The 20,278-nt window shown below is 44.6% G+C and carries 16 protein-coding genes; 4 read left to right on the plus strand and 12 right to left on the minus strand.

Features of this window, described 5'->3' with window-relative positions; all coding sequences use genetic code 11:
• Nucleotides 1–52 precede the first annotated feature (52 nt).
• From IEW69_RS15520 to IEW69_RS15530, 3 genes are all read left to right on the plus strand, one after another.
• On the plus strand, nt 53–2,287 hold the full coding sequence (locus tag IEW69_RS15520; protein ID WP_188627800.1) for a sodium-translocating pyrophosphatase: 2,235 nt from the start codon (nt 53–55) through the stop codon (nt 2,285–2,287).
• A 144-nt stretch (nt 2,288–2,431) separates the two neighbouring features.
• A complete protein-coding gene (locus IEW69_RS15525) occupies nt 2,432–3,940 on the plus strand; it encodes an amino acid permease (protein WP_188627801.1) in 1,509 nt (502 codons plus the stop codon).
• A 102-nt stretch (nt 3,941–4,042) separates the two neighbouring features.
• Nucleotides 4,043–4,609, plus strand: coding sequence for a MarC family protein (locus IEW69_RS15530; protein WP_188627802.1), 567 nt, complete (start codon nt 4,043–4,045; stop codon nt 4,607–4,609).
• Nucleotides 4,610–4,770: 161 nt separating this feature from the next.
• Here IEW69_RS15530 and IEW69_RS15535 read toward each other — a convergent pair whose 3' ends face one another.
• From IEW69_RS15535 to IEW69_RS15555, 5 genes are read right to left on the minus strand one after another with little or no spacing between them, the layout of a single operon-like run.
• The gene (locus IEW69_RS15535) at nt 4,771–5,934 is read right to left on the minus strand and encodes an RsmB/NOP family class I SAM-dependent RNA methyltransferase (protein WP_188627803.1); all 1,164 of its coding nucleotides are present in this window, start codon (nt 5,932–5,934) and stop codon (nt 4,771–4,773) included.
• Nucleotides 5,931–7,172 (minus strand): ABC transporter substrate-binding protein, encoded by a 1,242-nt coding sequence (locus IEW69_RS15540; RefSeq protein ID WP_188627804.1) that lies wholly within the window; start codon nt 7,170–7,172, stop codon nt 5,931–5,933. The genes IEW69_RS15535 and IEW69_RS15540 overlap by 4 nt, the downstream gene beginning before the upstream one ends.
• A complete protein-coding gene (gene guaA, locus IEW69_RS15545; RefSeq protein WP_188627805.1) occupies nt 7,129–8,658 on the minus strand; it encodes a glutamine-hydrolyzing GMP synthase in 1,530 nt (509 codons plus the stop codon). Before guaA ends, IEW69_RS15540 begins: the two co-directional genes overlap by 44 nt.
• Before the next feature lie 8 nt (nt 8,659–8,666).
• Nucleotides 8,667–9,086, minus strand: coding sequence for a deoxycytidylate deaminase (locus IEW69_RS15550; protein ID WP_188627806.1), 420 nt, complete (start codon nt 9,084–9,086; stop codon nt 8,667–8,669).
• A 39-nt stretch (nt 9,087–9,125) separates the two neighbouring features.
• On the minus strand, nt 9,126–10,733 hold the full coding sequence (locus tag IEW69_RS15555; protein ID WP_188627807.1) for an MFS transporter: 1,608 nt from the start codon (nt 10,731–10,733) through the stop codon (nt 9,126–9,128).
• 239 nt (nt 10,734–10,972) lie between these two features.
• On the opposite strand from IEW69_RS15555, the gene IEW69_RS15560 reads away from it, so the two are divergent.
• Nucleotides 10,973–11,590 (plus strand): LysE family translocator, encoded by a 618-nt coding sequence (locus tag IEW69_RS15560; RefSeq protein WP_188627808.1) that lies wholly within the window; start codon nt 10,973–10,975, stop codon nt 11,588–11,590.
• A 240-nt stretch (nt 11,591–11,830) separates the two neighbouring features.
• Here IEW69_RS15560 and IEW69_RS15565 read toward each other — a convergent pair whose 3' ends face one another.
• The 7 genes from IEW69_RS15565 to porG form a co-directional block, all read right to left on the minus strand.
• Nucleotides 11,831–13,732 carry an amidophosphoribosyltransferase gene (locus tag IEW69_RS15565; RefSeq protein ID WP_188627809.1) on the minus strand — a complete coding sequence of 634 codons (1,902 nt, stop codon included), beginning with the start codon at nt 13,730–13,732 and terminating at the stop codon, nt 11,831–11,833.
• Nucleotides 13,733–13,869: 137 nt separating this feature from the next.
• Complete coding sequence (murI, locus tag IEW69_RS15570) at nt 13,870–14,700, minus strand: glutamate racemase (protein WP_188627810.1); 831 nt, start codon at nt 14,698–14,700, stop codon at nt 13,870–13,872.
• A 63-nt stretch (nt 14,701–14,763) separates the two neighbouring features.
• A complete protein-coding gene (locus IEW69_RS15575; RefSeq protein WP_188627811.1) occupies nt 14,764–15,351 on the minus strand; it encodes an OmpH/Skp family outer membrane protein in 588 nt (195 codons plus the stop codon).
• A 37-nt stretch (nt 15,352–15,388) separates the two neighbouring features.
• A complete protein-coding gene (locus tag IEW69_RS15580; protein WP_188627812.1) occupies nt 15,389–15,919 on the minus strand; it encodes an OmpH/Skp family outer membrane protein in 531 nt (176 codons plus the stop codon).
• A gap of 57 nt (nt 15,920–15,976) precedes the next feature.
• Nucleotides 15,977–18,520, minus strand: coding sequence for an outer membrane protein assembly factor BamA (bamA, locus tag IEW69_RS15585; RefSeq protein WP_188627813.1), 2,544 nt, complete (start codon nt 18,518–18,520; stop codon nt 15,977–15,979).
• 62 nt (nt 18,521–18,582) lie between these two features.
• Nucleotides 18,583–19,323, minus strand: a complete 741-nt coding sequence (gene uppS / locus IEW69_RS15590; protein ID WP_188627814.1) for an undecaprenyl pyrophosphate synthase — start codon at nt 19,321–19,323, stop codon at nt 18,583–18,585.
• 133 nt (nt 19,324–19,456) lie between these two features.
• On the minus strand, nt 19,457–20,278 hold the full coding sequence (gene porG, locus IEW69_RS15595; RefSeq protein ID WP_188627815.1) for a type IX secretion system protein PorG: 822 nt from the start codon (nt 20,276–20,278) through the stop codon (nt 19,457–19,459).

Genomic DNA, 20,278 nt, shown 5'->3' on the forward strand with positions numbered 1-20,278 from the left:
TTTTATTTTTGTATAGGCTTGCCTTGCTAACCAATTAAACCAAATATATCGTATGGAGTTTCTACAAAACAACCTGATCTACATGATTCCGGGTTTCGGGCTCATTGGAATCCTTTTTATGGCGGTACAAAGTGCGTGGGTGAGTAAGCAAGATGCAGGCGACAAAAACATGCTGGAACTATCCGGGCATATTGCCGACGGGGCAATGGCCTTTTTAAAAGCAGAATGGAAGGTCCTCTCCTATTTTGTGATCATTGCCGGAGCGCTGCTCGCCTGGTCTGGCACCATGGAAGGCACAGCTGAAAATCCGATTCATTCAAGTCCCATTATCGCCATTGCCTTCCTTTTGGGCGCAGTGTTCTCTGCTTTCGCAGGATACATCGGGATGCGGATTGCGACAAAAGCAAACGTGCGCACCACACAGGCCGCAAGAACGAGTCTGGCGCAAGCACTAAAAGTTTCCTTTACCGGTGGCACAGTTATGGGCTTCGGCGTGGCGGGCCTCGCCATCTTTGGCTTGGGCGGTCTTTTCATCGTGCTCTATTATACATTCGTTAATCCTGCTGCCGCAGCAACAGGTCCGGAAATGAAAAAGACCATTGAGGTACTTGCCGGTTTCTCGCTGGGTGCGGAAAGCATCGCCCTTTTTGCCAGAGTGGGCGGCGGTATATATACCAAAGCGGCAGATGTTGGTGCCGATCTGGTCGGCAAAGTTGAAGCCGGCATCCCGGAAGATGACGTGCGGAACCCGGCAACTATTGCGGACAACGTAGGTGATAACGTCGGTGACGTGGCTGGCATGGGTGCGGATTTATTCGGTTCGTATGTTGCAACAATTCTGGCGACCATGGTATTGGGTCAGGAGATTAGCTCGGAAGATAATTTCGGCGGTATGGCGCCAATACTCCTGCCGATGTTCATTGCCGGACTGGGCTTAATATTCTCTATCGTCGGTTCCTGGTTCGTAAAAATCTCCAAAGAAACGGATAGTGTACAAAATGCGTTGAACCTTGGCAACTGGTTGTCGATAATTCTAACCGCGGTCGCTTCTTACTTTGCGGTGCACTGGCTGCTACCGGAAAGCATGGAGATCCGTGGGTTTTCATTCCCGGCAGCAAACGTGTTTTATGCCATTTTAGTGGGCCTTGTTGTTGGAACGCTCATGAGTTTAATAACAGAGTACTATACGGCCATGGGTAAACGTCCGGTAAATTCGATTATTCAGCAGTCCTCAACCGGCCACGCCACCAATATTATTGGCGGCCTTTCGGTTGGCATGGAGTCTACGGTATTGCCCATCCTGGTACTTGCTGCCGGTATATACGGCTCCTACCACTTTGCGGGTTTCTATGGTGTTGCCATTGCCGCTGCAGGTATGATGGCGACGACGGCCATGCAACTTGCGATCGATGCCTTCGGACCGATTGCCGATAATGCTGGTGGTATTGCGGAAATGAGCGGTTGTCCGAAGGAAGTTCGGGAGCGCACTGATAACCTGGATGCCGTGGGGAATACCACCGCTGCGACAGGGAAAGGATTTGCGATTGCCTCCGCAGCCTTGACTTCGTTAGCGCTCTTTGCGGCTTTCGCTGGCATATCCGGCATCACCACCATTGATATCTATAAGGCGGATGTACTTGCCGGCTTGTTTGTGGGCGGTATGATTCCATTTATATTCTCCGCATTGTGCATCTCCGCCGTTGGCCGCGCCGCGATGGCGATGGTGCAGGAAGTGCGCCGGCAGTTCCGGGAGATTCCTGGCATCATGGAATACAAAGCAAAACCCGAGTACGATAAATGTGTGGCCATTTCTACGCAGGCTTCTATTCGGGAGATGATGCTGCCCGGTGCTATTGCCTTGATCGTGCCGCTACTGGTTGGTTTCTTATTCGGCCCGGAAGTCCTGGGCGGACTGCTCGCCGGGGTGACGGTTGCCGGGGTGTTGATGGGCATCTTCCAGTCTAACGCAGGTGGCGCCTGGGACAATGCGAAGAAGTCCTTTGAAAAGGGCGTCATGATCCAGGGGAAAATGGAGTACAAAGGTTCTGATGCACATAAGGCGTCGGTTACCGGGGATACTGTAGGTGATCCGTTCAAAGATACCTCCGGCCCGTCGATGAACATCCTGATAAAACTGATGTCCATTGTCTCTTTGATTATTGCACCACATATCGCGGTTGGGCCAGCACCGCAATCTAGTGTTAATCTGAAAGTTAAAACCGAAAAAGTCGTTAAATCAAAGCTGACACTGAACCAGCTTCAGCGGAACCTGAAAAGGAATTTATGAAGCGGTTAAAATTGTTACCAGAGAAGGGATTTTCATTGAAAATCCCTTTTTATTATTAAATAATTTTTAATTAGGTTTGGAACCATATTAAAAAAAATAAAACAAATTCTAATTTATCGAAACACACTAACTAAACTTTAATTTATGTTATTTAAAAAATCGATAGACTCTTTAATTCAGGAGTCTACTGAGAGTGGCGAAGGTACACTGAAACGTACGCTCGGGGTGGGAAACCTGATTGCGTTGGGTATTGGTGCGATCATCGGTGCTGGACTTTTTGTTAGAACTGCTGCAGCGGCGGCAGAACACTCAGGTCCGGCGGTTACGCTTTCTTTCATCCTGGCTGCAATTGGTTGTGCGCTTGCCGGATTATGTTATGCAGAGTTTGCATCCATGATCCCTATTGCAGGTAGTGCTTACACCTATTCTTATGCAACCATGGGTGAAGTTGTTGCCTGGGTAATTGGCTGGGATCTGGTACTGGAATATGCCGTTGGTGCGGCTACAGTAGCGATTGCCTGGTCTGAATACCTCAATAAGCTCCTGGAAACCTTCGGGGTCTCCATTCCCTACGCTTATTGTCACTCGCCTTTCCAAACCTCAGTAGATGGCATACAGGGTATCATTAACATCCCTGCTTTATTCGTTGTTGTACTCTTAACCTTCGTGTTGATCCGCGGAACCCAGGAGTCTGCCACCTTAAACGGAATTATCGTTATCCTTAAAGTCGCTATCGTAATTGCATTTATCGCCATCGGTTGGGGTTATATGAACCCGGTTAATCACACACCATATATTCCTGTTAATGCTGGTGAGATTGCTTATTCCAACGGAGAGAAGAGTTTCGGAGAATTCTTTACGCAGGACTTTGGTAATTTTGGTATCTCTGGTATCATCGCTGGTGCTGGTGTTGTTTTCTTTGCTTTCATCGGTTTCGATGCGGTTTCCACTGCAGCACAGGAAGCTAGAAACCCGAGCAGAGATATGCCAATTGGTATCTTGGTTTCCTTAGCGGTTTGTACCGCTTTATATATCTTATTTGGACACGTATTAACTGGTGTTGCCAACTATTCAGAGTTTGAAAATGCTGGTAAAGAGGCTTCCGTTGCTTATGCGATTGAGAATTATATGCATGGCTATCACTGGCTGTCTGTGTTGATCACAGTAGCAATCCTTGCTGGTTTCTCTTCCGTAATCCTTGTAATGCTTTTAGGTCAGTCACGTGTATTCTTCTCGATGTCTAAAGACGGACTTGTACCAAAGGTATTCTCTGCAGTACACCCTAAGTTCCAGACGCCGTACAAGTCTAACCTGATTTTCCTTGTTTTTGTAGGTTTATTCGCTGCATTTGTTCCAGGAGACGTGGTTGGTGATATGACCAGTATTGGTACTTTATTCGCCTTTACACTGGTATGTATCGGTGTATTGGTATTGCGTAAGGTGGATCCGGATCGTGTAAGACCATTCAAAACGCCTTTCATGCCAGTTGTCCCGATCTTAGGTGCTGGTGTGTGTATCCTGATGATGGTTGGTTTAGGTGCCCACAACTGGGAGCGTCTACTAATCTGGATGGCACTAGGTTTTGCAATCTATTACGGTTACAGCCGCAGGCATTCGGTTGTAAGAAGAAAACATAGAGAAGGTCAAAAATAAGATCTCTAGATATTCTTAAAACAAAAGCGGCTGTCCAAAAGATAGCCGCTTTTGTTTTATATTGATTTAATAGAATTACATTTGCCTTAAAAAAATGAACTGATGGAATTTAACGTTAGCCAGATCCTGACCACCTCTATGGTACTTTTTGCCGTGATTGATATCCTTGGATCCATTCCGATCATCATTGAACTGCGCAGAAAAGCGGGTCATATCGAATCAGAGAAGGCAACTGTGGTTGCAACTGTGCTTATGATTATCTTCCTTTTTGCAGGTGAAAGCTTGCTTAAAGTTATAGGACTTGATGTCGCTTCCTTTGCCATTGCGGGTTCATTGGTGATCTTTGCCCTGGCCATGGAGATGGTGCTTGGGTTAACCTTATTCAAGGAGGAAGCGCATGAGACGGTGTCGATCGTGCCCCTGGCATTTCCAATCATTGCTGGTGCGGGTACCATGACCACCCTGCTTTCCTTAAAAACAGAATACACCAGTCAGAATATCCTCGTGGGCATAATCGTCAACATGCTGTTTGTTTACTTTGTGCTAAAGAACACCAACAGGCTTGAGAAACTTTTGGGTAAAACGGGCTTAAACATCCTTCGTAAAGCCTTCGGGATCATCTTACTCGCTATTGCAATCAAATTATTCAGAAACAATACGGGCCTGTAAACAATATTTAGTAAATTGTTGTTAAGCAGAAAAGCGGAACAATGAACAGCTTCGAAGAATATACCGTCATCATTGGCTTGCTGGCCATCTTGTTTGAAGGGCTAAGGCATCTGAAGTACAGGCTGCGCGCGTGGTTTCAGACGCATGCTAATTAAGGTAAGTTAGGGTTTAATCAGCCTTGCTACAAACATCGTATCTGCCTTCTCGTTGTAACCCTTTATCACTTCCATAGCTTCTAGTGTCAATCCATGTGCTTGCTGCAGGTGTTCTACCACCGCTTCATTTTCGGCATGAAAAACCGAGCAGGTGATGTAAATTAAAGGTTGTCCTGGTTTCAGGTATTTGAGTACGTTGGCAGCAATCGCTTTTTGTAGGCCCTGAAACTGCTTCACCTTCCTTTCATTGAAATAATAAAGCATTTCTGGTGTTCTGCCCCATGTACCGGATCCGGAACACGGTGCGTCGAGTATAATGCCGTCAAATTCATAATGGTGCAGATGCTGCTCATTGTCGACCAGCAAATCCAGTACTTTCTTCTGATACTTATGCAATCCTGCCTCCTGGAAGCGCTCGTCCAGGTTCATCAGACTGTGCTCCCGTACATCGCTAACCAGCAGTTGTACTTTAGGCTCCAACTCATGCAGCAGCAACGATTTCCCGCCGGATGCTGCACAGCAGTCCCACCAGTATTCATAAGGTTTAGGCTGAAAGTAATTGCCCGTACGCTGTGAGGAAAGATCCTGAACCTGATAATGCCCTGTACTTGGCAGGATCTGCCCCAGCTTCGTGCCATTTGGTAAGGAAAGGATGTTTTCAGAAAGCGCTTTTACGTGTACGCCGGCTTCTGAAAGGGTATGGTGGATCTCATCGGCATGCTTCGCCTTTACGCGTATGAAAAGATCAGGTTGTGTGAAGAAAGATTCCAGGAACTGTTGTTCATCTATACCGTTGGAGCGTGCTTCCTGAAAAGGAAAAACGTCCTCAAGCACAAATTCCGGATAGGCATCTTTCACCAGGACCAGCTTCGCGGCAACGGGTAAACTTACCTGTTCATTCCATGCCGGCTGCAAGCTTTGCAGGACCAGGCTGCTGGTTGAATTACAGAGAAAGTCACCCACGGTAAGACGCTCCTGCAGGCTGCGCGCAGGCATTGCCTTGCCGATTCTGAAGGAGCTGTACAGGTACCTGGATGCCCAACGACGATCTGAAGAACCCATCTGCTTATTTGCCTTGAAATAGGTGACAAGGAAACGGTGCAACGGCAATGCGCCATCGTATTCTTTCAGGATTTTCTCGAACGTTCTGATCTGATGCTCTACTTTCATTCAATGGTATTTAGGGCGAAGTTCTTGTATTGAAGCAACATGAGGCTGGTGTTGATGTAGCCAAACTGCTCATCATGTACGAAATGGAAGCTATTGTGTAAGCCCCTGTAGTTGTGCTTGGTAATTTGCTTCAGGAAATCCGGACCTGATCTTGCAATCAATCCGCCGAAGAAAAGGCCGATATCGTAGCCTTTAAACGCGTATTCGCTGGGTTCGAACTGGTAGCTTGCCCGGTATTTTTTCACAAAACTGATGACCGCGGGACGGCGGTAGTCCACCTTATAAGAACTGCTGACAATCGTATTCAAGGCCTGCAGCTTTTCTGCCGGATAGGTTTGTTTGGTCCAGTTCGGATGTCCGTACAAGCTTACGTTTAAGCCTGCACGCTGCATTTTAAGCAACTTGTCGATACTTGCGGTAACGAAGTTCTTGTTGGAGGAGCTAAGCAGGATAACGTACCTTTTGTTTTTCTGCAGTTTCATTTCCATGGAAAACACCGAAGCATACTCCTGGAAGCTGAAATTCTTGTTCTTCATCGTGCCGAAGTACGTCCTTACAGGTGCCGCAAAAACCTCATCATCACTGCTTTTTGGATTGATCAGTACCACGACGTTCTGCTCAGAATTGTAGTTCTTGCTGATGTGGTCACCGATCTTCTTTACATGCAATGTGATATTATTAACCACGGAAATCAGGTTCGGGTTGTTGAACTCCTGAGGCATAGAAGCCGCTAAGGGAGAAACAATTGGAAGTTTGTTCGCTAGCGTGTACTTGCTGATGTACTTTTGTCCATCCGGGTAAACCGGGCCAACAAGCAGATTGCTTTTGGCAAGCTCCGGAGATTTCAGGAACGTCTCAATTTGCGCGTTGTAATCACGGGTGTCTAAAACATTAACTTTGAAATTGATGCCCGAAGATGCTGCGGAATCAATGCCCAGCATAAAGCCCTGGTAGAATTCGATTGCGAGTGCAGCCTTTTCTACTTCAGCCTTTGTAGGTGCTTTAACATTGATCTGGTTGAGTTTGAAAGGAAGCAACATAGAGATTGTTGCTTCCTTAAATTTCTTGTCTTCGGGGGCCGCCACTACTTGCTCCTGCTCCTTTTCTGGTTTTGCAGGCGCTGGCGTTGACTTGGGCTGTATCTTAGGAGAACAGGCAGAAATCAGCAGTCCGAATACAAAGACTAGCCATAATTTATTCCCACTCAATCGTTGCTGGTGGTTTGGAGCTGATATCATATACAACGCGATTAATTCCTTTTACTTTATTGATGATTTCATTAGAAATTTTAGCGAGTACAGGGTAAGGTAAATGACACCAATCTGCAGTCATGCCATCAACAGACTCTACAGCCCGCAGACAGATCACGTTTTCGTAGGTACGCTCATCGCCCATGACACCCACAGATTGCACTGGCAAGAATATCGCACCCGCCTGCCATACTTGATCGTATAACCCGGCTTCTCTCAAATTGTTTATATAAATCGCATCGGCTTCCTGCAGAATGGCCACCTTTTCAGCGGTTACATCACCAAGAATACGGATGGCTAAACCTGGTCCAGGGAAAGGGTGACGGCCCAGGATCACATCGTCTATACCAAGGGTTTTACCAACGCGTCTAACTTCATCCTTAAACAAGGTATTTAGTGGCTCTACAACCTTTAATTTCATGTATGCAGGCAAACCACCCACGTTATGGTGCGACTTGATCGTCGCTGATGGTCCTTTTACAGAAACGGACTCAATTACATCGGGATAAATGGTACCCTGACCAAGCCATTTCACGTTTTGCACTTCATGTGCAGCATCGTCAAATACTTCAATGAAGACGCGGCCAATGGCTTTACGTTTCATTTCTGGATCTTTCAGGCCAGCAAGCTGACTTAAGAAACGGTCTTTAGCATCAATACCTTTGATGTTTAAGCCCATATGTTTGTACTGTTCTAAAACAGCTTCGTATTCGTCTTTTCTTAGTAAACCATTGTCTACAAAGATACAGTGCAGGTTTGTGCCAATCGCTTTGTGCAGCAATACTGCCGCTACGCTGGAGTCAACACCGCCAGAAAGTCCAAGCACTACTTTATCATCTCCAAGCTGTGCCTTTAGGTTCGCAATGGTAGATTCCACGAAAGCATCTGGTGTCCACTCCTGTTTACATCCGCAGATGTCTACCAGGAAGTTTTCAAGCAATTGCTTGCCATCTGTACTGTGGGTAACTTCCGGGTGAAACTGGATGGCATAGGTTTCAGAACCTTTAACCTGGTAAGCGGCTACGCGAACACTGTCTGTGCTGGCGATGATCTCAAAATTATCAGGCACCTCTGTGATGGTATCACCGTGTGACATCCATACCTGAGAGGTTTCACTAATGTTTTTAAATAGCTTACTGCTTTGGGAAACATAGCCAAGATTGGCTCTGCCATATTCTCTTGTGGAGGATGGTTGCACATCACCGCCGGAATGTAAAGCGATGTATTGTGCCCCGTAACAAACTGCCAGAACAGGATACTTCTGCATGAAGCGTTCTAGTTCGATCTGAGGTGCGTCGTCTTGTCTTACGGAATAAGGACTACCGGAAAAGATGATACCTTTTACGTCAGCAGTTGTTTCAGGAATGTTGTTAAAGGGATGAATTTCACAGTAAACGTTTAGCTCGCGAACTCTTCTTGCAATTAATTGTGTGTACTGGGATCCAAAATCGAGAATTATGATTTTTTCTAGCATGGCCAAAGTTAGTATTTTATAACCTCAACGCCGAATCTTTTTAAGAAATCCACGCCTTCATCGCTGTCCAGGCCTTTATATTCGGCATAGGAGTTTTTGAAAATAACGTGCTTGATTCCTGATGTTAGAATGAGTCTTGCACATGCAATGCAAGGGGAAAGGGTGCAGTATAAAGTTGCCCCTTCCAGATTGGCGCCGTTTTTTGTGGCAAAGAGGATTGCGTTCTGCTCTGCATGAAGTGCCAGTAAGCAACTTCCACGGGAGTCTTTTTCACAGCCCGTTTCCGGCCATTCTTCGTCGCAGTTGTGTGTGCCCGCAGGCGGGCCGTTATACCCGATGGAGATGATGCGGGTATCTTTAGCGAGTACAGCACCTACTTGTGCCCGCACACAATGTGAACGGGCAGCAAGATCGGTTGCTAAATTCATGTATATGTCGGTGAAACCAGGTCTTGAACCCATATGGTCTTAGTGTCCTCCTTCTGCCGCGATTTCTTCCACGTTGATGCCTTGATTCTTCAAAACAGCACTTACTCGCCATGCGAAGAAAATCAGGTATGCAAAGCCTATTAATGGAACAATATACGAAGCGTGGATGCCTTCCGCATCTGCCAGTGTACCTTGGATCGGTGGAATAATCGCACCACCTAAGATCATCATGATCAAAAATGACGAACCCTGGCTGGTGTATTTGCCCAAACCGGTGATTGAAAGTGCGAAAATAGATGGCCACATGATAGAGCAGCAAAGACCACCACTGATGAAAGCAAAAATTGCAATCGGACCAGTGGTCACTAAACCGGTAATCATCGCGATCACACCCAGCACGCTAAAAATGGCAAGGGTCTTGGCTGGTTTCTCCTGCCCGATAAAGAATGCAATGATCATGATGGCAACAGAAATCGCGTAAACATAAAGGTTGTCTACTTCAGTTCCAGTTGCATGGGTTACCAATAAGATTACACCAAAAGCGATGAAAGGAACAATAACGGTCAAGATCGTTTTAGTTGATTTGGTAAAGTTAAATGCACTTACTGCACCTGTCCAACGGCCAATCATCATACTTCCCCAGTAAAGCGAGATGTATTGTTTGATGTCAGATTCTTCGAGCCCACCAAATTCTGGTAGGTTTAATAAAGTACCCAGGTTACTTTGAATGGTTACTTCCACCCCTACGTAGATAAAGATGGCGAGCATGCCCAGGATCAACTGTGGATAGCGCATTGCACCCCAATCTTCGGGATGATCTTTCTTGGTTAAATAAGCGTACAATAAAGATCCTACGATGATGACCAATGAAGAGTAAACAAAAATGGACTCGCTGATCTGTGTCATACGTGCTAAAGGACTTGCAGCAAGGATCATGAAGAAACCAAGAATCATAACAACGATAGGACCGTTAGATTTTGGACTGGTCTCAATTTTATCGGAGTTGGTTACTTCCGGAAGCTTTGTGAAAGCGTAGAATACGGCAACAGCAAGGAATAACCCAGCTAGAATATAATACAGGTTGTTAATCGAGGTAATGTCTACTGCTTTTGGCACCGCGTCGCTCGCGGAGCCGAACAGCACAATGCTCACGATTACCGGGCCCATCAGACCACCAAAGTTGTTTACCCCGCCTGCAAGATTTAGGCGGTGTGTACCACTTTCTTCAGGACCTAATGCAACAACAAAGGGGTTTGCGGCAGTTTGTTGCAATGAAAATCCAATTGCAATAACGAAAAAGGCGATCAGGATAAAGGCGAAGGAGCCTGAATGCACCGCCGGAACCATCAATAAGGCACCACCTGCAGACATGACCAGTCCGACAATAATCCCTTTCTTATAACCTATTTTGTTTAATATATCCACCTTACTGGCCTGAGATGCGAAATAAAGGATCAGTGAACCGATGAAGTATCCACCGTAAAAAGTATAGTCAATTAATTGAGATTCGAATTGGGTCAGATTGAAATGCGTTTTACAGAAAGGAATGAAAACCCCGTTCGACGCAGCTACGAAACCCCAGAAAAAGAAAACGGTGATGATGCTGTATAGCGCCGTTCCATAATTTTTTTGTTCGTCTTGTTTCATGTTATGGTTAGTGATATGTTTTGTGCGATAAACATAAATAAAAAATTTGTGCAACTGGTTGCAATGCCTGTACAATCTTTGAATGTATCCTAAAAGATAGATGTATTGAGAAATATTTCACGCTTTCTGCGTTTGTATAAAGGCGGTCGGGAGGCCGCTGCGGGAGAAAGCTTAAAGCCAGCTCGGCTTTTTTTGCGTAAATTCGCATATTAGCATATTATACACACACACGAAAATTAATGTTTGAAGCAATATTACAAGGGATGGCTGCGGGCGTTTTGTTTTCTTTTTTGACAGGGCCTGTCTTCTTTTCCATGATTAAAACCAGCATTGAAAAAGGTTTTAAAGCTGGTTTTTCTTTAGCCATTGGCGTTGTGTTGAGCGACATCATCTTCATCACGGCGACCATCTTCAGCGCACAATTCGTTGTCTACAACTCAAAATACAATCAGTACATCGGTATCGTAGGTGGATTATTTCTGCTGGGCGTGGGGTTATACTACGTCATCAACAAGGTAAAGGTGAATTATGATCTGGCAGCAACGGAGAATATCAAGCGCAGCGGCTATATTCTTAAGGGATTTCTGATGTGCCTGCTTTCGCCAACCACCCTAATGTTCTGGATCATGGTTGGCGGTATTGTTTCCGTACAACTCCATTTTGAAACAGCCGAGAAGATCGGCTTTTTTGTTATGGCTATGTGTACGCAACTCACCGTGGATGCGGTGAAGACTTTTTATGCTGCTAAACTGCGGTACAAGATTAAAGAGCAGTCCATACAGAACCTGAACCGGTTCGCCGGTGCGGTGATCATCATCTTCGCGCTGCGCCTGTTTTATGAGGTTTATAAGCAGTAATATATTGTCCATAAAACTTAATTGGAAAGGGCATAAAGACGAATTTCATACGTCTAAAAAACTTATTGCCTACGCCAATAAACCAAATTGCATTAGCAAAAGAACTTAATCTAATTAGCATAAGAACCTATCGCATTAGCAACACAACTTAATTGCATAAGCAAAAGAACTTACTTGCATAAGCAAAGAAAAAGCGGCCCCGTCATGAACAGGGTCGCTTTTTCTTTGAATAATATAAATTTAGTATGCTCGTTTGTTACTGCCTTCTTTCCAGTTTACAAAAGCCTTGTTGACAACTTTGTTGCCCCCTGGCGTTGGGTAATTTCCAGAGAAGTACCAATCTCCGGTATGTTCCGGACATGCCACATGCAGGTTATCTAAAGTCTGGTAAATAACCTCTACCTCTGCGTTGATGCCTTCTGGTGTAATGATTTTGGTAATCTGAGCAGAGATCTCTTCCTGCTTAAACGGACGGTAGATCTCCTTTACGTGGTTCACGATTTCCTCTTTCGGCAACAACAACGATGCCTTACACTTTTCATAAACCTCATCAATGATGTGCTCCATGCCGCGTGCTTTTAGCAGTTGGATCGCTGCTTCAAAAGCAACAAACTCACCCATTTTCGACATGTCGATACCATAACAATCCGGATAACGGATCTGAGGTGCTGAAGAAACAATAATGATCTTCACCGGGTGTAACCTGTCGATGATCTTGATGATGCTTTGCTTAAGTGTTGTACCACGCACAATAGAATCATCAATGGCAACAAGTGTATCTGTATGGTTCTTGATTACGCCATAAGTGGTGTCATAAACGTGGGCAACCATGTCATTACGATCCGCATCCTGCGTGATGAAGGTTCTTAACTTCACATCTTTGATGGCCAGCTTCTCCACCCGTGGGCTCATGGATAGCAATTCATCAAGGTCCGCATCGTTGATCTCGCCTTGCTTTCCAAGGAGCGTATCTTTCTGCACCTTCCGGATGTGTTTATGCAATCCTTCAACCATACCGTAGAAGGAAACTTCTGCCGTGTTTGGAATAAAGGAGAATACCGTATTTTTAAAGTCGTGATTAACGGAGTTTAATATCTGTGGACATAGTAATTCACCAAGACGTTTACGCTCTTTATAGATATCTGCATCGCTGCCTCTGGAGAAGTAGATGCGTTCAAAAGAACATGCTCTTTTTTCTAAAGGTTCGCGAATCATTTCTTCCGTAACTTTTCCGCTCTTTTTAACGATCAGCGCATGACCAGGTTTGATCTCCTTCACGTCGCGGAAAGGAATATTGAAAGCCGTCTGAATTGCCGGGCGCTCTGAAGCGGCCACTACAATTTCATCATCCGCGTAGTAGAAAGCCGGTCTAATACCTGCCGGATCTCTTAATATGAAAGCATCACCATTACCAACAATACCGGAAATAGCATAACCACCGTCCCATGTTTTAGCAGAACGACGCAGAATGTTCGCGATGTTCAGGCCTTCGGAGATGCGGTGTGTGATGGCGACGTTGTCCAGACCCTCTTTTTTATAAGCATCAAAAAGGTCTTGGTTTTCATCATCCAGGAAGTGTCCGATTTTCTCAAGAACCGTTACGGTATCTGCCTGCTCTTTTGGATGCTGACCAAGCTCGTATAACTGCTCCAATAGTTCATCAACATTCGTCATGTTGAAGTTACCGGCAATGACCAGGTTTCTGGTCATCCAGTTGTTCTGGCGTAGGAAAGGGTGACAATTTTCAATGCTGTTCTGGCCGTGGGTACCATAGCGTAAGTGGCCAAGCAGTACTTCTCCGATGAAACTTACATTGGCTTTAAGCCATTCCGCATCTTTCATCAGTTCCGGCGTTTCATTCTGGATGGTCACAAACTTGTTCTGCACATAACCGAAGATATCGGCAACAGCATTCTGTGCCATTGATCTGTATCTGCTGATGTAGCGGTGGCCCGGCTTTACATCAAGTTTGATGGTTGCAATACCTGCCCCATCCTGCCCCCTGTTGTGTTGTTTCTCCATTAAAAGGTACAGCTTGTTCAACCCGTAAAGGGCTGTTCCGTACTTTTCCTGATAATAAGATAGGGGCTTTAGCAGACGAATAAAAGCAATTCCGCACTCGTGTTTGATCTGGTCGCTCATTAGGTGTTGTTTGAGCCGCAAATTTACCGCTAATAACCATTAGAACCTAACAAGAATTTCTCCTTTCGGTATGTTCATCGTAAAAATTAGCTGAATATTTTAACACCGCCTGCGGCAAGAAACATGATTCGGGAATGCTACAACGCTGGGCAGCTCACCGCTGTCGACTTTATGGACGAGCCGAAGAACAACGAACCCAGCGTGTTAAACACCTCCGGATCACCAGTGGTCACGAAAGTCTGACCTCCTCCGTGGCGAAGTTCCGTTTCAATCTCCGGGTGCCGTGAAAGATAATCTTTCAGGCTTTGCGCTACAATGTCCCCTTGACTTAGCAGTTTAATCCCCTCCGGGAGATAAGCTTCCAGCTTGGGCACGATCAGCGGATAGTGCGTGCAGGCGAGTAGAATGCAGTCGATGTTTTCCGCTTTGGCTAAAAGCCTTTCCAGGTAAATCTTCACGAAGTAATCAGCACCTGCATTCAGGTGTTCATTATTCTCAATCAAGGGTACCCACATTGGACAACTCTGCTGTACGACTTCTATTTCAGGGTAAAGCTTGTTGATTTCAATCTGATAGGAGGCAGATTTCACCGTCCCCCTTGTGCCGAAAACACCGACCTTATTGGATGTGGTGTACTGGTTGATAACCTCCGCCGTAGGGCGAATTACGCCAAGCACGCGCTTACCTGGATATTTCTTCGGAAGAATATTTTGCTGAATGGACCGAAGTGCTTTTGCCGACGCGGTATTGCAGGCCAGGATCACCAGACTGCAACCTTGTGCAAACAACCACTCCACACAGTCCAGCGTATAGCGGTAAACCGTTTCATAAGAATGATCACCATAAGGCGCTCTGGCATTATCTCCAAAATAGATGTAATCGTATGCTGGGAGTTCCGGAATAATGGACTTAAAGACGGTGAGGCCACCATATCCGGAATCAAAAATACCAATAGAATTCTTTCTCATCAGGGCAAAAAAAAGCGGAATCAAGCCTGGGCTTGATTCCGCAATTTACATTAATTTTTAAGATTATTTCTTAGCAGGCGCAGCAGCTGGAGCTGGTGTTGCAGATGCAGAGATACCTAACTTCGCTTTTACAGCATCCGTGATGTCATCACCACCGTCGAAGTAAACAACGTTGTTACCATCTTGTTGTGCAGCAACATCAAGTACGTAAGCCAATCCTTTTTCTTTAGCTACGGTTTTGATCGCGTTGCTTAGTTTTCTAAGGATAGGTTCAGTTAACTCACCTTGCTTTTGAGCCAATTCTTGCTGCGCTTTTACTGAAGCATCTTTGATACGGGTATCAAGATCTTTAAGCTCAGTGTCCATCGCTTGTAACTCTTTACCTACAGCTTCTTTATTTGCTTCACTCAAAGTTTTTTGTTTAGCAAGCGCTGCCTGATATTTTGTTTGAAACTCAGCCTGCATTTTCTCAATCTCAGCTGATTTAGTTTTATTCAGATTTTCTAAGGTTGTCTGTGTTGTTTTTGCCTCAGGCATTACCATTAAAATAGTCTGTGAATTCAGGTGTGCAACCTTTTGTTGTGCATTCGCAATGTTAGCAGTGAATACCAAACCTGCTGCTACAAAGAATACATTAATTAACTTTCTCATTTTATTCTTGTTTGTGATTTTATATTTGATTTTGTGTTTACTTAACTATTGTGCCGGGCTTGTAACCTAATCTGGTGATGATGTCATTGCTCACATCATAGTTTGCTCCAGAATAAATCATCATTGTTGCGGCGCTGCTTTTATCGAAGATTACATCCAGAAGCTTTCCTTTTGCGTAATCTGCTATGATGTTAGACACCTTTTCTTGAATAGGTTTAAGCAGCTTTACACGAGATTGGAAAAGATCCCCATCTGGGCCGAATTTAGAACGCTGAAATTCCTTTGCAGCTTTCTCTTTTTCAATGATGTCATTCTCCCTGCGCTTACGCATATCGTCAGTAAGTAATACCTGATCTGCCTGGTACGCTTTGTACATTTTGTCCAACTCTGCAAACTGACTGTCGGCTTGCTTCTGCCACTGCTGAGCAAGCACGTCAAGTTGGTTCTGTGCTGACTTATATTCCGGCATGTGCTTAAGGATGTATTCAGAATCTACATAAGCGAACTTTTGTGCAAAAGCACCGATTCCGGCAAATAGCAAGAAGCTTAATAAAAGATACTTTTTCATTTGTTAATGTTTAATGTTTCCTGATGAACCCACCGTACACTGATGGCTTCAAATCAATTAGTTAAATCCCCCTAGTTGTTGTGCGATACTAAAGTGGAACTGGCCTTTGTTAGCATCTGGGATACCAGGTATCTTATCAAATCCATAACCATAATCAATGCCAAGTAATCCAAATATCGGTAAAAATATTTTCGCACCCACACCCACGGATCTTCTGATGTTAAAAGGATTGAAGTCGCTGAAGTTATCCCAGGTATTACCACCCTCTGCAAACGTTACCAGGAAGGCTGTCGCCGATTGTGAAGCAATAACAGGATACCTTAGTTCTAATACGTATTTATTGAAGATCGGGCTACCGGATTGTCTTGCCGTATTCTGATTCGCACCAACCGGGATAACCGAGTTGTTTGAATAACCACGCATTGCGATTAGCTCAGAACCTTGTAAGAAGTCAAATCCCTGCATACCGTCACCACCTAACTTGAAACGCTCAAATGGTGATTGACCAACCGCTGAATTGTATGAACCTAAGAAACCAAATTGTGCTTGTGCTTTCAATACCAATTTACCGGTTATACGTTGGAACCACTGCGATTCGAACTTCCACTTGTGATATTCGGTGAACTTATAACGCTCTTTATCAGATGCTGTTGCATAGTTCGTATTATTTAATAACGAATATGGTGGCGTCGCCTGAATACTGAATCTGAAGTAAGAACCTCCTGTCGGGAAAATTGGGGAATCCCTTGAATCCCTGCTCAGCTCTTGTGTAAGGTTAAAGTTGTATGAAGTACCGGTTGCAAACAAGAAACCACTGTAGTTCTCCAGAATGTACTGCTGTGCATTGATGGAGTGTGATAGCTGGAAGTAGTTATCCGGCCAGTTCAATCTTCTACCCAAACTCACGGTTACACCGTTCATACGGATACTTTGATTTTCATTCAGGCTCATTCTGTACTTCTGTGATGAAGTAAATGCACTTAATCCGAAACTCACCGGTTTCTTTCCACCCAACCAAGGCTCAGAGAACGAGAAGCTGTACGATTGGTAGTATGAACCGTTGGTCTGACCTCTAAGACTCAACTTCTGACCATCACCTTTTGGAAGTGGTCTGTAAGCACTACCATTAAAGATATTTCTTAGCGAGAAGTTGTTGAACGTAAGACCCAGGGTACCGATTACACGGCCACCACCGAAACCACCTGAAAGCTCAATCTGATCTGAAGGTTTTTCTTCTACGGTGTACTCGATGTCTACTGTACCATCTGCCGGATTTGGCTTCGGTGTAGGCACCGTTTTCGACTCGTCGAAGTTGCCCAACTGACCAATCTCCCTTACGGTACGGATCAGCTGCTCTTTCGAGAACTTCTCTCCCGGTTTCGTACGGATCTCACGTAATACTACGCGATCGTTTGTAATGGTATTTCCTTTTACGGTGATTTTGTTGTTGGTGTACTGCGGACCTTCATAGATGCGCATCTCCAAATCTACGGTATCGCTGTAAATTTTAGTTTGAACAGGATCTACGTTGAAAGTCAGATATCCATCATTCAGGTAAATGCTGGAAACATCATCGCTGTTCCCGTCACCTCTTAATTTCTTCTCCAGTTTCAATTCACTGAATACATCGCCTTTCTCAATACCTAAAACTTTCTCCAGGTACTCGGTGCTGTATTTTGCGTTACCAGCCCAGTTAATGTTACCAAAGTAATACTTGTTACCTTCGAAAACTTCAATATCAATGGCTACGGCTTTATCGCTGTATTGATATACGCTATCTCTTATGATTACCGCATCGCGGAAACCTTTGTCCTGCATCTTTTCAACCAGGGCAAGTTTATCCTCTTCGTATTTTTCCTTGTTAAACTTTCCAGAACCAAAGATCTTGTAAAATGCTTGCTGGTGTGTCTTCTTCAGAAACTTACGCAACTTCGCATCCGAGAACTCCTTGTTTCCAGTGAAGTTGATCTTACGGACCTTCACCTTACGGCCACGGTCAATATCAACTTGTAAGATCTGGCTATTCTCTGCATTCGGATCGTCTTTCGTTTCAAACTTTACATCCGTAAAGAAGTAACCTTTATCAGAAAGGTACTTTTTGATGGTTGCAGAAGTGCTGTTGTAAAGGTTCTCGTTAATGATGGATTTACCAGACTTCGCATTTAAGCGCTCCAGGATGTCGGTGTTCTGAGATTTACTGATGCCTTTAAGCTCGAAAGAACTTAATCTCGGACGTTCTACCACTTGAATATCAAAGAAAACACTGTCATCTTCAATTTTGGTGATATTAATTTCGATATCATCAAACAAACCATTTGCCCAAAGCGTTTTTATGGCGTTAGAAGTCGCATCACCAGGCAAGGTTACGCGCTCACCTTTGATCAATTTAGATAAGGTGATGATAACATCTTTATCCAGATATTTTGTACCACTTAATGTAGTTCCGCCGATGATGTATTCTCTTGGATTGAAATAATCAAGATCAGTACCGGAGACTTTTAAGGATGGTGTGGCTTGCTGAGCGGCAGGTGGACGTGTGATCTGTGCTACTGCCGGAAACCCACACAATAGCAGTAATATAAGTTGGTATATTCTTTTCATTTATTTCTAAAAAACGATGCTAAGTTAATTTAAACACATGTTAAAAAGTGTTAAAAGTAAAATTAGTTCAGTTGCTCACTAATCTTCCCGAAGCGTCTTTCACGCTTCTGATAATCAACAATAGCTTCATAAAGATCCTCCGAGCGGAAGTCCGGCCAAAGGGTGTCAGTAAAATATAATTCTGTGTAAGCCATCTGCCAAAGGAGGAAATTACTGATTCGGTGCTCCCCGCTGGTGCGGATCATCAATTCCGGATCAGGAATGTTGGTGGTGGTAAGTTGGGCGGCAAAGGCTTCTTCATTGATCTGATTTACACTGATCAGGCCGTCTTTAACTTGTTGGGCAAGCTTGCGGGCGGCATCTGTAATTTCCCATTTCGCACTGTAACTCAGCGCAAGCGTAAGGGTACAGCTGGTATTATTTTCCGTCTTCTGCATCGCACTATTCAGGTCGTCAATACAACGTTGAGGTAGTGAAGCGATGTTGCCGATGGCATTAAGTTTTATGTTATTCTTGGTCAGGGTTTCTGTCTCCTGATTGATGGTCGAAATCAGCAGCTCCATAAGGAAATTCACTTCCTCAATGGGACGGTTCCAGTTTTCCGTTGAGAATGCATACAGGGTCAGGTGTTTCACGCCGATTTCCACACAGCCCTCCATGATGTCTTTAACAGATAAGACACCACTCTCGTGCCCTACGCCACGAAATTTCCCCTGATTTTTGGCCCAGCGTCCATTTCCATCCATAATGATGGCAATATGTTCCGGTAACCTGGATAAGTCAATTTGTTCTTTAAATCCCATTAATTTATATACGAAAACGCCGAAGCCCTGAACTGATTTTGGAACTGCAAAGGTATAAGATATGCCTTTACGTTCCAAATTGTTAATGTCAAGTTCTGCACCGATAAAACCTTAGCAGACAATATGATAGTTTTTAATGTTTTAAGAAGTTAAAACAGTCCTCTGTAAATGAAAAAGACAGCCCTATCGTGCCGAACATGTAGCTGTCTCGACTTCTGCCATCCCCACGTTGGGTGTCTTTAGCCCCAATCTGGTTGGGCGACGGGTCTGCAATCACGTTGAAGGAATGCTCGTACTCATTTAGCAAAGGCTTGTCAGCCGAAGTAGCGAATTTTGTAGCATAAAACCCGCTCACATCATCCAGGTAATCTGTCAGCGGCGTACGGAAGCCAAGTTCCGCAAGTACACTGAAGCTGGTGTTTTTAATTCTGGCTTTAACACCACCACCATATATAGCAGATAAGGTGTAGGTACGATAGCGTTGTGACTGCCCTTCAGATTGCCACTTGTAGGTTCTGTAAAACTGATCGTACGTTGCCGTTGGCTTAAACACCAGGCCGCCCGCACCACCAAATACATAAGGACTAAAGTTGCGTCTTCCACCACCGCTGAAATAATCCAGAAAATTGAAATCCAGCTGAATGCTGATTTCATCCAGTGGCGTCTTGAAGTTGATGTTCCTTGCTCTCGCTTCTGCAAGGTTGGATTTGGCATCGTCACCAGAGATGGTACCATGCATATAATGCAGACCTAATCCCCAATTTGGGTCAAAGTTATATTTCACGAATGCGCCTGCTGCAAGACCACTAAATTTAACAGGATTGTTCAGGTTTAACTCGCCCATGTATGCAGCTCCGCCTACCTTCGCTCCTACTTCCCACACCTGTGCTTGTAAGCTTAGGCTGGTAAAGAGTAGTGTAATCCCTAAACTTATAATCTTTTTTGTAAACTTCAT

Source organism: Pedobacter quisquiliarum (assembly GCF_014642175.1).
In the GTDB taxonomy this organism is placed as follows: Bacteria; Bacteroidota; Bacteroidia; order Sphingobacteriales; family Sphingobacteriaceae; genus Pedobacter; species Pedobacter quisquiliarum.

Bases quoted from the DNA above. Each gene is read 5' to 3' on its own strand.
- IEW69_RS15520 (WP_188627800.1), top strand. From the start codon at position 53: ATGGAGTTTCTACAAAACAACCTGATCTACATGATTCCGGGTTTCGGG.
- IEW69_RS15525 (WP_188627801.1), top strand. From the start codon at position 2,432: ATGTTATTTAAAAAATCGATAGACTCTTTAATTCAGGAGTCTACTGAG.
- IEW69_RS15530 (WP_188627802.1), top strand. From the start codon at position 4,043: ATGGAATTTAACGTTAGCCAGATCCTGACCACCTCTATGGTACTTTTT.
- IEW69_RS15535 (WP_188627803.1), bottom strand. From the start codon at position 5,934: ATGAAAGTAGAGCATCAGATCAGAACGTTCGAGAAAATCCTGAAAGAA.
- IEW69_RS15540 (WP_188627804.1), bottom strand. From the start codon at position 7,172: ATGATATCAGCTCCAAACCACCAGCAACGATTGAGTGGGAATAAATTA.
- guaA (WP_188627805.1), bottom strand. From the start codon at position 8,658: ATGCTAGAAAAAATCATAATTCTCGATTTTGGATCCCAGTACACACAA.
- IEW69_RS15550 (WP_188627806.1), bottom strand. From the start codon at position 9,086: ATGAATTTAGCAACCGATCTTGCTGCCCGTTCACATTGTGTGCGGGCA.
- IEW69_RS15555 (WP_188627807.1), bottom strand. From the start codon at position 10,733: ATGAAACAAGACGAACAAAAAAATTATGGAACGGCGCTATACAGCATC.
- IEW69_RS15560 (WP_188627808.1), top strand. From the start codon at position 10,973: ATGTTTGAAGCAATATTACAAGGGATGGCTGCGGGCGTTTTGTTTTCT.
- IEW69_RS15565 (WP_188627809.1), bottom strand. From the start codon at position 13,732: ATGAGCGACCAGATCAAACACGAGTGCGGAATTGCTTTTATTCGTCTG.
- murI (WP_188627810.1), bottom strand. From the start codon at position 14,700: ATGAGAAAGAATTCTATTGGTATTTTTGATTCCGGATATGGTGGCCTC.
- IEW69_RS15575 (WP_188627811.1), bottom strand. From the start codon at position 15,351: ATGAGAAAGTTAATTAATGTATTCTTTGTAGCAGCAGGTTTGGTATTC.
- IEW69_RS15580 (WP_188627812.1), bottom strand. From the start codon at position 15,919: ATGAAAAAGTATCTTTTATTAAGCTTCTTGCTATTTGCCGGAATCGGT.
- bamA (WP_188627813.1), bottom strand. From the start codon at position 18,520: ATGAAAAGAATATACCAACTTATATTACTGCTATTGTGTGGGTTTCCG.
- uppS (WP_188627814.1), bottom strand. From the start codon at position 19,323: ATGGGATTTAAAGAACAAATTGACTTATCCAGGTTACCGGAACATATT.
- porG (WP_188627815.1), bottom strand. From the start codon at position 20,278: ATGAAGTTTACAAAAAAGATTATAAGTTTAGGGATTACACTACTCTTT.